This window comes from Xanthomonas chitinilytica (genome assembly GCF_026107455.2).
Classification (GTDB): domain Bacteria; phylum Pseudomonadota; class Gammaproteobacteria; order Xanthomonadales; family Xanthomonadaceae; genus Stenotrophomonas; species Stenotrophomonas chitinilytica.
The window spans coordinates 145,523-160,635 of record NZ_JAPCHY010000005.1; the positions used below are offsets into that span (position 1 = coordinate 145,523).

Consider the following 15,113-nt stretch of genomic DNA (forward strand, 5'->3'; position numbering starts at 1 on the left):
CGGGGGTCGGCTTGACCCGAATCCCTTGCAGCACGTAGAATTCCGCTTCTGTCCGCCCTCGACGGCGAGGCAGGCGACCACAATAACTACAGAGGAAGTCTGGTCATGTACGCAGTTCTGGTAACCGGCGGTAAGCAATACCGCGTGGCGCAGGGCGAAACGCTCCGCGTCGAAAAGCTCGAAGTCGAAGCCGGCAACGAGATCAAGTTCGACAACATCCTGATGCTCGGCGACAGCGACGGCATCACCGTTGGCGATGCCCTCAAGGGCGCCACCGTGACCGCCAAGGTCGTGGCCCATGGTCGTGCGGACAAGGTGCGGATCATCAAGTTCCGTCGCCGCAAGCACCACATGAAGCGCCAGGGTCACCGTCAGTACTACACCGAAATCGAGATCACCGGCATCGCCGGTGGCAGCAAGTAAGGAGAAGCAGTCATGGCACATAAAAAGGGCGTAGGTTCCTCGCGCAACGGCCGCGACTCCAACCCGAAGTACCTCGGCGTCAAGATCTACGGCGGCCAGGCGATCGAAGCGGGCAACATCATCGTGCGCCAGCGCGGCACCCAGTTCCATCCGGGTTCCGGTGTCGGCCTCGGCCGCGACCACACCCTGTTCGCGCTGGTCGACGGCAAGGTGGAGTTCTCGGTCAAGGGTCCGAAGAAGCGCCGCACCGTCAGCGTGGTGGCGGCCGAGGCCTGAGCCTCGCCCGTCCCCGGCAACAGGTAACGGAGGCCCCGCCGCGTGCGGGGCTTCTCGTTTCCTGGTGGCCCTTTCTATATAGTCCCGCAGGGACGAGAAGCTCGATCGGAGGGCTGGTGAGACGCGCCTGGTTGCTGTTGTCGTCGCTTGTCGCGGCATGTTCGGGCAGCGCTTCGGACATCCCCAGCGACCGCGCGACGGCCGGCTTTTCGGGGGCGCTGGCGTCGATGGAGATGGCGGTGCTGGCGCTGCCTCCCTCCTCGCCGCAACTCGATGCCCTGGCGGCCGACCCGGAAGGCTGGCTGCCGGCCGATGTCGCCGAGGGTGTCGAGCGTACCGACAGTCGCGTCGTCTTCGATGCCGACGGCTGGATACGGGAGCTCTCCCTGGGATGGGAGGGCGACCAGGGCTGGAAGATCCGCATGTCGCTGGACGGGCCGGTCGAGCGCCGGCCGCCTTCCCGGGTCGAGGTGCGGCTGATGCCCCCGGAGGGCAGCGGGCAGGCCCCGTGGCCGATGGGCGAGGGCGATATCCGCTATGCCGGGCCTGAGCGCGTGCTGCGCTACGAGGGCGAGCGTCCGGGTATCGAGGGGCGCGAGTCGTTCGAGAGGCGTACCGTGCTGGATGGGTCCGGGCGCCTGCAACTGGAAGAGTCGACCACCACTGCCCCGGATGGCGGCATCACCCGCAAGCGACGGGAGGTGCTGGCGCGCGATGCGCGGGGGCTGGCGATGGACGAGCTGGAGTTGCTCGATGGCGTCGGCTATCGGGTTTCCATCCGGAATTTCCTGCCTGATGGGCAGGGCAATCCCCGCCGCGTCGTGCGTCTTTACCGTCTGGCCGATGCCGCGGCGGATGCGCCGGTGCAGCGGGCCGAAGTGAATCTGAGAGCGTACCGGTACCAAGATGAAACTCGTTGACGAAGCAGAAATCCAGGTCATCGCAGGCAATGGCGGCAACGGCTGCGTCGGTTTCCGTCGCGAGAAGTTCATTCCGCTCGGCGGTCCGGACGGCGGCGACGGCGGTGCCGGCGGCAGCGTGTGGATCCGCGCCGACGAGAACCTCAATACCCTGGTCGACTTCCGCCACGAGCGCATCTTCAAGGCGCAGCGCGGCGAGAACGGCATGGGCCGGCAGATGTACGGCAAGGCCGGCGAGGACCTGACCATCACCGTCCCGGTCGGCACCGTGGTCATCAACGTCGATACCGACGAGGTGATCGGCGACATGACCACGCATGGCGACCGCCTGCTGGTCGCCAAGGGCGGCAAGGGCGGCCTGGGCAACATGCATTTCAAGAGCTCGACCAATCGCTCGCCGCGCCAGGCGCTGCCGGGCGAGGAGGGCGAGCAGCGCCTGCTCAAGCTGGAGCTGAAGCTGCTGGCCGACGTCGGCCTGCTGGGCTTCCCCAATGCCGGCAAGAGCACCCTGATCCGCGCGGTCTCGGCGGCGACGCCGAAGGTGGCCGACTACCCCTTCACCACGCTGTATCCGAACCTGGGCGTGGTCAAGGTCGAGAACTACCGCAGCTTCGTGATCGCCGACATTCCCGGCCTGATCGAGGGCGCGGCCGACGGCGCCGGCCTGGGCGCGCAGTTCCTGCGCCACCTGCAGCGCACCCGGCTGCTGCTGCACCTGGTGGACATCTCGCCGATGGAGGGCGGGGTGGAGGGCGTGTCCCCGGTCGAGCAGGTCCGCGCGATCGAGCGCGAGCTGGAGAAGCACGACCCGGAGCTGCTGGCCAAGCCGCGCTGGCTGGTGCTGAACAAGGCCGACCTGATGTTCGAGGACGAGGCGCGCGCCGCCGCCGAGCAGATCGTGGCCGAGCTGGGCTGGGAACAGCCCTGGTACCTGGTGTCGGCGCTGGGCCGCGAGGGCACCTGGCCGATCATGAAGGACGTGATGGCGTTCTTCGACCGTCAGCGCGAAGAGGAAGCCGAGGCCCGTGACGCCCTCTGAGCGGCGCCGCGGACACGCAAAAAACCCGGCCGAGGCCGGGTTTTCTCGTGCTGCCGGAAGCGTGGCTCCCGGCGGCGCCGGATCAGGCGGCCTTGAGGGCCTTGATGCGGGCGGTGATGCGGCTCTTGTGACGGGCAGCCTTGTTCTTGTGGATCAGGCCACGGGCGCTGAAACGGTCGAGGATCGGCTGGGCGACGGCAAAGGCGGCCTCGGCGCCGGCGGCGTCATTGGCGTCCAGCGCCTTGATCACCTTCTTGACAGCGGTGCGCAGCATCGAACGCTGAGCCGTGTTGCGCGCATTGCGCACGACGGTCTGCTTGGCGCGCTTCTTGGCGGACTTGATATTGGCCACAGTGGTGGTTTCCTGAAAAATCGGTGTAATGGGAACAGCAAGCACGAAAGTATGAAGGTTATGGAAATCTGCGTCAAGTCGAGTTGTCAAGGGGGGCGCCGGTGAGCGGTCGCCTGCTGCGTTCCACCGCGGTCTTCAGTTCCATGACCTTCCTGTCCCGGGTCAGCGGCCTGGTCCGCGACCAGATCTACGCCCAGGTGTTCGGCGCCAGCGCGGCGATGGACGCCTTCGTGGTCGCATTCAGGATCCCGAACTTCCTGCGCCGGCTCTCGGCCGAAGGCTCGTTCTCGATGGCCTTCGTGCCGGTGCTGGCCGAGTACAAGGCCAGTGGCGACCACGCCGCGGTGAAGGCGCTGGTGGACCGGGTGGCCGGGGCGCTGATCGCAGCGCTGCTGGTGATGACCGCGGTGGCGGTGCTGGCCGCGCCGTGGCTGCTGCGGGTGTTCGCGCCCGGTTTCGACCCCGGCGGCGAGCAGGCGGCGCTGGCCACCGAGATGCTGCGCATCACCTTCCCCTATGCGCTGTTCATCTCGCTGGCGGCGATGGTGGGCGGGGTGCTGAACAGCTATGGCCGGTTCGCGATCCCGGCGCTGTCGCCGATCCTGCTGAACCTGTCGATGATCGCCGCGGCGCTGGCGGCGGCGCGCTGGTTCGGCGATTCGGTGGTGGTGCTGGCCTGGGGCGTGTTCGTGGCCGGCATCCTGCAGCTGGCGTTCCAGTTGCCGTCGCTGGCGCGGCTGGGCCTGCTGCCGCGGCCGCGGCTGGACCTGGCCCATGCCGGGGTGCGCAAGATCATGACGCTGATGGTGCCGACCCTGTTCGGCTCCTCGGTGGCGCAGTTCAACCTGCTGTTCAACACCCTGGCCGCGTCGCTGCTGATCGGCGGCAGCGTGACCTGGCTGTACTACAGCGACCGCCTGCTGGAGTTCCCGCTGGGCATGTTCGGCGTGGCCATCGGCACGGTGATCCTGCCGCACCTGTCCGGCCGCCATGCCGCGGCCGATCCGGAGGGGTATTCGAAGGGGCTGGACTGGGGTTTCCGGCTGTGCCTGCTGATCGGGGTGCCGGCCTGCCTGGGGCTGGTGCTGTGCGCGCAGCCGCTGCTGGCCACCCTGTTCCAGTACCGCAGCTTCGGCGAGCAGGACGTGTGGATGAGCAGCCTGAGTCTGATGGCGCAGTCGCTGGCGGTGCCGGCGTTCCTGCTGGTGAAGGTGCTGGCGCCGGCGTTCTATTCGCGCCAGGACACCCGCACCCCGGTCAAGGCGGCGCTGGTGTCGATCGCGGTCAACGCCGCCTGCACGGTGCTGTTCTTCGCCGCCCTGCTGTGGCTGAGCCCGGCCGGACAGGCGGCGTTGGCGGCGACCGGCGGGGCGCCGCTGGCGGCGCTGAAGCAACTGCCCGGCGCCCATGCGCTGCTGGCGCTGGCGATCGCCGCGGCCGGCTGGGTCAACGCGCTGCAGCTGGCCTGGTACCTGCGCCGCGCCCGGGTCTACCGGCGGCAGCCGGGCTGGGGCCGGTTCCTGCGGCAGCTGCTGGTGGCCAGCGTGCTGATGGCGGCGGCGGTGCTCGCGCTGCGCCTGCTGTGGTGGGACTGGACGCCGTGGGAATGGTGGCAGCGCGGCTGGCGGCTGGCGCTGCTGGTCGGGACCGGCGGCGCGGTCTACGCCGGCGCCCTGCTGGCGCTGGGCTACCGCCCGCGCGAGCTGCGCGGGCATTGAGGCCGCGGCCGTGGCGGCACCGCTATACTTCCCGGCTACATGTCGCAATGAGCCGGTCCCGCGGGGCCGGACCCGGGTTGAATGAGCAGGCTGTTTAGAGACGTCGAAGGCGGGGTGCTGTTCCCGCAGGGAAGCGTGGTCTGCATCGGCGCCTTCGATGGCCTGCATCTGGGCCACCGGGCGCTGGTGCGCCACGCGGTTTCGCGTGCGCGCGCATTGGGCGTACCGGCGGTGGCGCTGGCGTTCGAGCCGCTGCCGCGCGAGTTCTTCGCCCGGGACAACCCGCCGCCGCGGCTGATGCTGGCGCGCGACAAGGTGGCCGTGCTGCGCGAACTCGGCGTGGACTCGGTGGGCCTGCTGCGCTTCGACGCGAAGATGGCGGCCATCCCCGCCGAGGATTTCGTGCGCGACATGCTGGTGCGCCGGCTGGGCGCGCGCGAGGTCTGGATCGGCCCGCAGTTCCACTTCGGCAACCGCCGCCGCGGCAACCTGGCGCTGCTGCAGGCCATGGGCGCCGAGCTGGGCTTCGCCGCCGGCGAGATCGAGCCGGTGCACCTGCGCGGCGAACGCATCTCCAGCACCCGCATCCGCGAGCTGCTGCTGGCCGGCGAGTTCGCCCATGCCGGCGACCTGCTGGGCCGCCCGTACGCGATCGGCGGCCGGGTGGTGCGCGGCCGGCAGCTGGGGCGCACCCTGGGCTTTCCCACCGCGAACTTGCGTTTCCCGAAGACGCCCGCACTTTCAGGCATCTACGCCACCTGGGTGCACGGCGTGTTCGAGCAGCCATGGCCGTCGGTATCCAGCTTCGGCACCCGTCCCACCGTGGACGGCGTGGAGCCGCTGCTGGAGGCGCACCTGTTCGATTTCCAGGGCGACCTGTACGGCCGCCACATCGAAGTGGAGTTCGTCGCCAAGCTGCGCGACGAAGAGAAGTTCAACGATCTGCCGACGCTGACCGAGCAGATGCACCGCGACGCCGAACAGGCCCGTCGCATCCTTTCCGAACACAGACTGCGAGCCACCGCGTGAGCCAGGACTACAAAGCCACCCTCCACCTGCCGGCGACCGACTTCCCGATGCGCGGCGACCTGCCCAAGCGCGAGCCGGGCATCCTGGCGCGCTGGGAGAGCGAGGGCCTTTATGCGCAGCTGCGCGCCAACGCCGCCGGCCGGCCGCTGTTCGTGCTGCACGACGGCCCGCCGTACGCCAACGGCCAGATCCACCTGGGCCACGCGGTCAACAAGATCCTCAAGGACATCATCGTCAAGTCGCGCTACCTGGCCGGCTTCGATGCGCCCTACGTGCCGGGCTGGGACTGCCACGGCCTGCCGATCGAGATCGCGGTGGAGAAGAAGTTCGGCAAGGTCGGCGTCAAGCTCGACGCCGGGCAGTTCCGGCAGAAGTGCCGCGAGTACGCCGAGGAGCAGATCGAGCTGCAGCGGCGCGACTTCAAGCGCCTGGGCGTGACCGGCGACTGGGACAACCCGTACAAGACCCTGAGCTTCCGCTTCGAGGCCGACGAGATCCGCGCGCTGGCCAAGATCGTGGACAACGGCCACCTGGTGCGCGGCGCCAAGCCGGTGCACTGGTGCTTCGACTGCGGCTCGGCGCTGGCCGAGGCCGAGATCGAGTACCAGGACAAGACCTCGCCGGCGATCGACGTGGCCTACGCCGCGCGCGATCCGCGGGCGCTGGCGGCCCGCTTCGGCGTGGAACTGCCGGAAGGCGTGGAAGTGGCGGTGCCGATCTGGACCACCACGCCGTGGACGCTGCCGGCCTCGCTGGCGGTGTCGCTGGGCGCGGAGATCGAATACGTGCTGGTCGAAGGCCCGGCCCACGACGGCCAACGCCGCTGGCTGGTGCTGGCCTCGGCGCTGGCCGCGCGCTCGCTGGCGCGCTACGGCGTGCAGGATGCGGTCGCGCACGGCCACGCCAAGGGCGCGGCGCTGGAGAACCTGCTGCTGGCGCATCCGTTCTATCCGCAGCGCGACATCCCGCTGCTCAACGGCGAACACGTCTCCGACGAGGACGGCACCGGCGCCGTGCATACCGCCCCCGGCCACGGCCAGGAGGACTACGCGGTCAGCCAGAAGTACGGCCTGCTGGAGCGCTACAACGCCGGCCAGATCAACCCGGTCGACGGCCGCGGCGTGTACCTGCCGTCCACCCCGCCGGCCGGCGAGGTGGAGCTGGCCGGAGTGCACCTGTGGAAGGCGCAGCCGCTGATCGTCGACGTGCTGCGCGGCAACGGTTCGCTGCTGGCCTTCGCCGAGATCCAGCACAGCTACCCGCATTGCTGGCGGCACAAGACCCCGGTGGTGTTCCGCGCCACCCCGCAGTGGTTCATCTCGATGGACAAGGCCGGGCTGCGCGCCGACGCGATGCAGGCCATCGACACGGTCGGCTGGTTCCCGGCCTGGGGCAAGGCGCGCATCGCCGGCATGGTCGAGGGCCGCCCGGACTGGTGCATCAGCCGCCAGCGCACCTGGGGCGTGCCGATCGCGCTGTTCACCCACCGCGAGACCGGCGAGCCGCACCCGCGCAGCGCCGAGCTGATGCGGGCGGTGGCCGAGCGGGTGGAGCAGGACGGCATCGATGCCTGGTACGCGCTGGACGCGGCCGAACTGCTGGGCGAAGAAGCCGCGCAGTACGAGAAGGTCACCGACATCCTCGACGTCTGGTTCGATTCGGGCGTCACCCACGAGGGCGTGCTGCTGGAACGCGGCTTCGGCAAGCCGGCCGACCTGTACCTGGAAGGTTCGGACCAGCACCGCGGCTGGTTCCAGTCCTCGCTGCTGACCGGCGTGGCGATCGACAAGGCGGCGCCGTACCGGCAGTGCCTGACCCACGGCTTCACCGTGGACGAGCACGGCCGCAAGATGTCCAAGTCGCTGGGCAACGGCATCGAGCCGCAGGACATCATGAAGACCCTGGGCGCGGACATCCTGCGCCTGTGGATCGCCTCGGCCGACTACAGCAACGAGATGTCGCTGTCGCAGGAGATCCTCAAGCGCAATGCCGACGCCTACCGGCGCCTGCGCAACACCGCGCGCTTCCTGCTCGGCAACCTGGACGGCTTCGACCCGGCCGCGCACCTGCGTCCGCTCGAGGACATGGTGGCGCTGGACCGCTGGATCGTGCACCGCGCCTACGAGGTGCAGGAGAAGGTCAAGGCCGCCTACGACCGCTACGACATGGCCGAGATCGTGCAGCTGCTGCTGAATTTCTGCAGCGTCGACCTGGGCTCGCTGTACCTGGACGTGACCAAGGACCGCCTGTACACGATGCCGGCCGATTCGCGCGGGCGCCGTTCGGCGCAGAGCGCGATGTACCGCATCGCCGAGGCCTTCGTGCGCTGGATCGCGCCGATCCTGACCTTCACCGCCGACGAGCTGTGGGGTTACCTGCCGGGCGAGCGCAAGGCGCACGTGCTGTTCGAGACCTGGTACGACGGCCTGGCACCGCTGCCGGCCGGCGCGCAGCTGTCGGCGGCCGACTTCGACCAGCTGCTGGCGCTGCGCGAGCAGGTGGCCAAGGTGCTGGAGCCGATGCGCGCCAACGGTGCCATCGGCGCGGCGCTGGAGGCGGAGATCACCGTCGCCGCCAACGGGGAAACCGCCGCGCGCTGGCAGCCGCTGGCCGATGAACTGCGCTTCCTGTTCATCAGCGGCGACGTGCAGGTGCGCCCGGCGACCACCGACGAGGTGTTCGTCAGCGCCCAGCCCACCGCCAAGGCCAAGTGCGTGCGCTGCTGGCACCATCGCGCCGACGTCGGTTCGGTGGCCGCGCACCCGGAGCTGTGCGGCCGCTGCGCCGGCAACATCGAGGGGGCCGGCGAAGACCGGCGCTGGTTCTGATGGCGGCCCCGCGTCCTCGTCCGAACGCGCTGGTCTGGCTGCTGCTGTCGGTGGCGGTCATCGGCCTGGACCAGTGGTCCAAAGCCTGGGTGCTGTCCAGCCTGCCCGAGTACCAGCCGGTGGTGGTGGTCGAGGGCTTCTGGAACTGGTTCCGTACCTACAACACCGGGGCGGCATTCAGTTTCCTGAGCAACGCCGGCGGCTGGCAGCTGTATTTCTTCACCCTCCTGGCGGTGGGCATCAGCGGCATGCTGGCGTTCTGGCTGTCGCGCACCGCCCGCGGCGACTGGCGCGCCGCGCTGCCCTATGCGCTGGTGATCGGCGGGGCGATCGGCAACGTGATCGACCGGCTGGTGCACGGCCACGTGGTCGATTTCATCCAGTGGTACGTGGGTACGTACTACTGGCCGTCGTTCAACCTCGCCGACGCGGCGATCGTGGCCGGCGCCATCGGCATCGCCGTGTTCGGGGTGTTCGACGGCAAGCGCCGGCAAAAAGCGGGATAATCCTTGTCCTGTATTCAGCTGGAACCGGCCACCGCCGGCCGGAGTCTCTGACCGATGGATGTGCTGCTCGCCAACCCACGCGGCTTCTGCGCCGGCGTCGACCGCGCGATCGAGATCGTCAAACGCGCGATCGAGACGCTGGGCGCGCCGATCTACGTGCGCCACGAGGTGGTGCACAACCGCTTCGTGGTCGACGACCTCAAGGCCCGCGGCGCGATCTTCGTCGAGGAACTCGATGAGGTGCCCGACGGCAACACGGTGATCTTCAGCGCCCATGGCGTTTCCAAGGCCGTGCGCCAGGAGGCCGAGCGGCGCGGGCTGAAGGTGTTCGACGCCACCTGTCCGCTGGTGACCAAGGTGCACCTGGAGGTGGCCCGGCACTGCCGCGCCGGCCGCGACGTGGTGCTGATCGGCCACGCCGGCCATCCGGAAGTCGAGGGCACGATGGGGCAGTGGAGCCGCGAAGGCGGCAGCGGCCGGATCTACCTGGTGGAAAGCGTCGAGGACGTGGCCGAGCTGGAAGTCGGCCAGCCGGAGAACTTCGCCTACACCACCCAGACCACGCTGTCGGTGGATGACACCCGCAGCGTCATCGAGGCGCTGAAGCAGCGCTTCCCGGCCATTCAGGGGCCGAAGAACGACGACATCTGCTACGCCACCCAGAACCGCCAGGACGCGGTGCGCGACCTGGCGCGCGAATGCGACCTGGTGCTGGTGGTCGGCTCGCCCAACAGCTCCAACTCCAACCGGCTCAGCGAACTGGCCCGGCGCGAGGGCGTGGAGTCCTACCTGATCGACGGTGCGCAGGAGATCGACCCGGGCTGGGTGGCCGGCAAGCGCCGCATCGGCCTGACTGCGGGCGCCTCGGCGCCGCAGGTGCTGGTGGACGGGGTGATCGCGCGGCTGCGCGAGCTGGGCGCCGACGGCGTGGCCGAGCTGGACGGCGAGCCGGAATCGATGGTGTTCGCGCTGCCCAAGGAGCTGCGGCTGCGGCTGGTCGATTGACCGCGTCCGGTGCAAACCCTAGAATTCGCGGCCACGCCGGAATAGCTCAGTTGGTAGAGCGGCGCATTCGTAATGCGTAGGTCGCAGGTTCGACTCCTGTTTCCGGCACCAGCGACAGATCCAGCAATGGGCCGACCGGGCTTCCGGCCGGCCCATTTGTTTTCCGCGTCCCGCCGCGCGCGCCGGCGCTGGCCGGGTGCGGCAATATGTCGCAGCGGAAAGGGCGCTTTTGCTGCCTCCGATCATTGTCAAAGGCTTTCTAAAGTGGTGCGCGAAGCCTAAAATCACGGGGCTGAACCAATGGCCTCGTTTCCTGTTCCACGGAGGGCAATCCCTGTGGAAGCGTCCGTTCATCCGGACGATGCGCGGTCCGGTTCGGCACCCCCCCGCAATTGGATCGACCGATGATTCCGTTGAAATCGCTTGGACGCATGCTGCGTCCCGGGCTGCTTGTTGCCATGGCCGTCCTGATGACGGGCTGCGACTGGGCCCTGTTTGACCCCAAGGGCCAGATCGCCCGCGACGAGCTCACCCTGCTGATCACCTGCACGGTGCTGATGCTGCTGGTGGTGATCCCGGTGATCGTGATGACCCTGGTGTTCGCGTGGAAGTACCGCGCTTCCAACACCAAGGCCCGTTACGAGCCGACGTGGTCGCACTCGACCGCCATCGAAGTGGTGGTGTGGTCGATCCCGTGCATGATCGTGCTGGTGCTGGCGGTGCTGACCTGGCGCTCCTCGCATGCGCTGGACCCGTACCGGCCGCTGGAGTCGGACAAGAAGCCGGTGGTCATCGAAGCGATCTCGCTGGACTGGAAGTGGCTGTTCATCTATCCGGAAGAGAAGATCGCCACGGTCAACGAAATCAAGTTCCCGGTCGATACGCCGCTGAACTTCAAGATCACCTCCGATACGGTGATGAACGCGTTCTTCATCCCGCACCTGGGCAGCATGATCTACTCGATGGCGGCGATGGAGACCAAGCTGCACCTGATCGCCGACGAGGCCGGCGCCTTCCCGGGCCGCTCCTCCAACTACAGCGGCAGCGGCTTTGCGCACATGCACTTCACCGCCCACGCCGTGAGCGATGACGAGTACCAGCAGTGGCTGGAGACGGTGCGTGGCGACAGCCAGCGCCTGGACAAGGCCGCGTTCGTCGAACTGGGCGCGGTGAAGAACCACGACTGGTACCCGGTGACCTATTACGGCCAGGTCGAGGACGGCCTGTTCGACTGGGTGATCGCCAAGCACATGGGCGACAACCACCACTTCGGCATGAAGCACGACCACGCGGGCATGTCGCACGATGCCGCCGAAGGCCACGAAGGCCACGAAGGCCATGCCGGGGCCGGCGAAGACCATGCCGGGCACGACGCCGCGGCGCACGACGGCGCGGCCGATCACGCGCAGCATGCTGAACACACCGCTGACGAGCACGCCGCCCACCAGGGCCACGGCGTCTCGGGAGAATGACAATGCTCGGAAAACTCTCGTTTGAGGCGATTCCGCACGACCCGATCGTGATCAGCACCCTGATCGCGGCCGGCATCGGCGGCGTGGCCATCCTCGGCCTGATCACCAAGTTCAAGCTGTGGGGCTACCTGTGGAAGGAGTGGTTCACCTCGGTGGACCACAAGAAGATCGGCGCGATGTACCTGATCGTCGCCTTCGTCATGCTGCTGCGCGGCTTCGCCGACGCGATCATGATGCGCGCCCAGCAGGCCGTCGCCGCCGGCGGCGCCGAGGGCTACCTGCCGCCGCACCACTACGACCAGATCTTCACCGCCCACGGCGTGATCATGATCTTCTTCGTGGCGATGCCGCTGATCACCGGCCTGATGAACCTGGTGGTGCCGCTGCAGATCGGCGCGCGCGACGTGGCGTTCCCGTTCGTCAACTCGCTGAGCTTCTGGCTGTTCGTGGCCGGCTGCGCGCTGATGATGGTCTCGCTGGGCGTCGGCGAGTTCGCGCAGACCGGCTGGCTGGCGTTCCCGCCGCTGTCGGGCATCGAGTACAGCCCCGGGGTAGGCGTCGACTACTACATCTGGGCGTTGCAGGTGGCCGGCCTGGGCACCACGCTGAGCGGCATCAACTTCTTCATCACCATCCTCAAGATGCGTACCCCCGGCATGCCGCTGATGAAGATGCCGGTGTTCAGCTGGACCGCGCTGGTCACCAACGTGCTGATCATCGCCGCGTTCCCGGTGCTGACCGTCACCCTGGTGCTGCTGACCCTGGACCGCTACCTGGGCATGCACTTCTTCACCAACGACGCCGGCGGCAACGCCATGCTGTACGTCAACCTGATCTGGATCTGGGGCCACCCCGAGGTCTACATCCTGGTGCTGCCGGCGTTCGGCGTGTTCTCCGAGGTGATCGCCACCTTCTCGCGCAAGACCCTGTTCGGCTACAAGGGCATGGTCTACGCCACCGCCTGCATCGGCGTGCTGTCGTTCATCGTGTGGCTGCACCACTTCTTCACCATGGGCTCGGGCGCCAACGTCAATGCCTTCTTCGGCATCACGACGATGATCATCTCGATCCCCACCGGCGTGAAGATCTTCAACTGGCTGTTCACGATGTTCCGCGGCCGCGTGCAGTTCACCAGCCCGGTGCTGTGGACGATCGGCTTCATGATCACCTTCACCATCGGCGGCATGACCGGCGTGATGCTGGCGATCCCGGCGATCGACTTCGTGATGCACAACTCGCTGTTCCTGATCGCGCACTTCCACAACACCATCATCGGTGGCGTGGTGTTCGGCATGATGGCGGGCATCACCTACTGGTTCCCGAAGATGTTCGGCTTCAAGCTGGACGAGACCTGGGGCAAGCGCGCATTCTGGTGCTGGTTCATCGGCTTCTACGTGGCCTTCATGCCGCTGTACGCGCTCGGCTTCATGGGCGCCACCCGGCGCATGCAGAGCTACCCGAACATGGAGTACCAGCCGTTCTTCATCGTGGCGGCGGCGGGTGCGGCGATCATCGGCCTGGGCATCCTGTGCCAGGTCATCCAGATCGCCGTGTCGATCCGCGACCGCAAGAAGAACGCCGACCTGACCGGCGATCCGTGGGATGCCCGCACCCTGGAGTGGGAAACCTCCTCGCCGCCGGCGTTCTACAACTTCGCCACCCTGCCCAAGGGCCAGGAACTGGACGACTTCTGGGAGCGCAAGCAGCGCGGTGAGGCCTGGCCGAAGCCGGCGCAGTACAGCGACATCCACATGCCGCGCAACACCGGCACCGGCGTGGTGATCGGCGCCTTCAGCCTGGTGTTCGGCTTCGCGATGATCTGGCACATCTGGTGGCTGGCCATCGTCGGCCTGGTCGGCATGATCGGTACGTTCATCTACCGCAGCTTCGACAAGGACGTGGACTACTACGTGCCGGCGGCCGAGGTCGAGCGCATCGAAAACGAGCATCGCCGCCACCTGGAAGCCCAGGGGCTGGTGAAGACGGAGCTGAAGGCATGAGCAGCAATATCTCCCACACCCTGAACCACGGGCACGCCGCGCATGCGGCGGCCCATGACGACCACGAGCACCACGACACCGGCGAGAACACCGTCTTCGGTTTCTGGGTGTACCTGATGAGCGATCTGCTCATCTTCGCCACCCTGTTCGTGACCTTCGTGGTGCTGTCCGGCGGCACCAACGGCGGCCCGGCCGGCAAGGACCTGTTCGACCTGTCGTTCGTGGCGTGGGAAACCGCGCTGCTGCTGGTGTCCTCGCTGACCTTCGGCCTGGGCATGATCGCCATGCACCACAACAAGGTCGGGCAGATGTTCGCCTGGCTGGCGCTCACCTGGCTGCTCGGCGCCGGCTTCATGGCCATGGAGATCTGGGAGTTCAACCACCTGATCCACCAGGGCCACGGTCCGGACCACAGCGCCTTCCTGTCGGCGTTCTTCGCCCTGGTCGGCACCCACGGCCTGCACGTGACCGCCGGCCTGCTGTGGCTGCTGGTGATGTTCATCCAGCTCAAGCAGAACGGCCTGACCCAGACCAACAAGACCCGCATGGCGTGCCTGAGCCTGTTCTGGCACTTCCTGGACCTGGTCTGGATCGGCGTGTTCTCTGTCGTCTACCTGTCGGGAGCCATCTGATGTCCGCACATGACAATCACGCCCAGGGCGCCGGCGGCGAGAGCCACGGCAGCGTCAAGTCCTACCTGACCGGCTTCGTGCTGGCGGCGATCCTCACCATCATCCCGTTCTGGGTGGTGATGAGCGGCGGCCTGTCCTCGGCCTTCGCCACCGGCATGGTGATCCTGGTCGCCGGCATCCTGCAGCTGCTGGTGCACCTGGTGTTCTTCCTGCACCTGGACCGTTCCTCGGCCCAGCGCTGGAACGTCAACGCCGGCCTGTTCACTGTGGTGGTGATCGGCATCATCGTCGCCGGCACGCTGTGGGTCATGTGGAACATGAACTACCACATGATGCGCTGAGCAGCGTCGCACGCCGTTCCGCAAAGGCCGCCGCAAGGCGGCCTTTGCTTTTGCGCGATCGGGAAGACCGGCGTCGGCTTGACCCACGTCAGGGCCCGCCTTCCCGGCGCCCGCTAGCCTTGCTCTGCGGGCCGCTGCGCCCGCGGCACGCGGCGGGGAGGTCCCGCGCCGCCGCCGGTCGTCCCTCCCGCTCCGTCGCGGTACCCGCGATGCGCAATCCAACGGAATCCAGCTCCGCCCCCCGCTTGCCGCACCTCGCTATGTACCCGTGTTTATTCCGCGGCGGGCACGGTTTGCGGGTACCGGGCAGGACCACGTCCGCCGCGTTGCCGCGCTCCCTGTCGCGGCGTGCGCCGGCAATTGCCGCCGTCCGCCGCGGTGTCGCCGGCGGCCGTCGCGGAACGGGATCGGCGGAACGCCTGCTGCTGCGGCATTCCGGACCGGCACCGCCGCCTTAGCCGCCCGGGGCGGCATTCCCGCCGTTCCCGGCTTCTCCCCCTGATGGCTTCCCGACCGGCGGGCCCTGGCGCGCGGGAACGGGTGCCTGCGCCTTCCTCCCACCGAAAAAAGCG

14 protein-coding genes and 1 tRNA gene are annotated in these 15,113 nt (G+C 68.0%); 14 read left to right on the top strand and 1 reads right to left on the bottom strand.

Annotation, left to right across the window (positions count from 1 at the left end):
- Positions 1–105 precede the first annotated feature (105 nt).
- The 4 genes from rplU (at position 106) to obgE (ending at position 2,658) form a co-directional block, all read left to right on the top strand.
- Positions 106–423 (top strand): 50S ribosomal protein L21, encoded by a 318-nt coding sequence (gene rplU, locus OK345_RS08225; protein ID WP_265127447.1) that lies wholly within the window; start codon positions 106–108, stop codon positions 421–423.
- A gap of 12 nt (positions 424–435) precedes the next feature.
- Positions 436–699 (top strand): 50S ribosomal protein L27, encoded by a 264-nt coding sequence (rpmA, locus tag OK345_RS08230; RefSeq protein WP_265127448.1) that lies wholly within the window; start codon positions 436–438, stop codon positions 697–699.
- Positions 700–815: 116 nt separating this feature from the next.
- Positions 816–1,619 (top strand): hypothetical protein, encoded by an 804-nt coding sequence (locus OK345_RS08235; RefSeq protein WP_265127449.1) that lies wholly within the window; start codon positions 816–818, stop codon positions 1,617–1,619.
- Positions 1,606–2,658, top strand: a complete 1,053-nt coding sequence (obgE, locus tag OK345_RS08240; RefSeq protein ID WP_265127450.1) for a GTPase ObgE — start codon at positions 1,606–1,608, stop codon at positions 2,656–2,658. Before OK345_RS08235 ends, obgE begins: the two co-directional genes overlap by 14 nt.
- An 82-nt stretch (positions 2,659–2,740) precedes the next feature.
- Here obgE and rpsT read toward each other — a convergent pair whose 3' ends face one another.
- Positions 2,741–3,010 carry a 30S ribosomal protein S20 gene (gene rpsT / locus OK345_RS08245; protein ID WP_265127557.1) on the bottom strand — a complete coding sequence of 90 codons (270 nt, stop codon included), beginning with the start codon at positions 3,008–3,010 and terminating at the stop codon, positions 2,741–2,743.
- A gap of 101 nt (positions 3,011–3,111) precedes the next feature.
- On the opposite strand from rpsT, the gene murJ reads away from it, so the two are divergent.
- From murJ to cyoD, 10 genes are all read left to right on the top strand, one after another.
- Entirely contained in the window at positions 3,112–4,728 is a 1,617-nt protein-coding gene (murJ, locus tag OK345_RS08250) for a murein biosynthesis integral membrane protein MurJ (protein WP_265127451.1), read from the top strand.
- A gap of 81 nt (positions 4,729–4,809) precedes the next feature.
- Positions 4,810–5,757 (top strand): bifunctional riboflavin kinase/FAD synthetase, encoded by a 948-nt coding sequence (locus OK345_RS08255; protein WP_265127453.1) that lies wholly within the window; start codon positions 4,810–4,812, stop codon positions 5,755–5,757.
- On the top strand, positions 5,754–8,585 hold the full coding sequence (gene ileS, locus OK345_RS08260) for an isoleucine--tRNA ligase (RefSeq protein ID WP_265127454.1): 2,832 nt from the start codon (positions 5,754–5,756) through the stop codon (positions 8,583–8,585). Before OK345_RS08255 ends, ileS begins: the two co-directional genes overlap by 4 nt.
- Positions 8,585–9,091, top strand: coding sequence for a signal peptidase II (gene lspA / locus OK345_RS08265; RefSeq protein ID WP_265127455.1), 507 nt, complete (start codon positions 8,585–8,587; stop codon positions 9,089–9,091). The genes ileS and lspA overlap by 1 nt, the downstream gene beginning before the upstream one ends.
- Before the next feature lie 54 nt (positions 9,092–9,145).
- Positions 9,146–10,096, top strand: a complete 951-nt coding sequence (ispH, locus tag OK345_RS08270; RefSeq protein WP_265127456.1) for a 4-hydroxy-3-methylbut-2-enyl diphosphate reductase — start codon at positions 9,146–9,148, stop codon at positions 10,094–10,096.
- 35 nt (positions 10,097–10,131) lie between these two features.
- A tRNA-Thr gene (locus OK345_RS08275) sits at positions 10,132–10,207 on the top strand.
- 293 nt (positions 10,208–10,500) lie between these two features.
- Complete coding sequence (cyoA, locus tag OK345_RS08280) at positions 10,501–11,568, top strand: ubiquinol oxidase subunit II (RefSeq protein WP_265127457.1); 1,068 nt, start codon at positions 10,501–10,503, stop codon at positions 11,566–11,568.
- Between the two features lie 2 nt (positions 11,569–11,570).
- Positions 11,571–13,568, top strand: a complete 1,998-nt coding sequence (cyoB, locus tag OK345_RS08285) for a cytochrome o ubiquinol oxidase subunit I (RefSeq protein WP_265127458.1) — start codon at positions 11,571–11,573, stop codon at positions 13,566–13,568.
- On the top strand, positions 13,565–14,200 hold the full coding sequence (gene cyoC, locus OK345_RS08290) for a cytochrome o ubiquinol oxidase subunit III (protein ID WP_265127459.1): 636 nt from the start codon (positions 13,565–13,567) through the stop codon (positions 14,198–14,200). Before cyoB ends, cyoC begins: the two co-directional genes overlap by 4 nt.
- Positions 14,200–14,541 carry a cytochrome o ubiquinol oxidase subunit IV gene (gene cyoD / locus OK345_RS08295; RefSeq protein WP_265127460.1) on the top strand — a complete coding sequence of 114 codons (342 nt, stop codon included), beginning with the start codon at positions 14,200–14,202 and terminating at the stop codon, positions 14,539–14,541. Before cyoC ends, cyoD begins: the two co-directional genes overlap by 1 nt.
- The last annotated feature ends 572 nt before the right edge of the window (positions 14,542–15,113 follow it).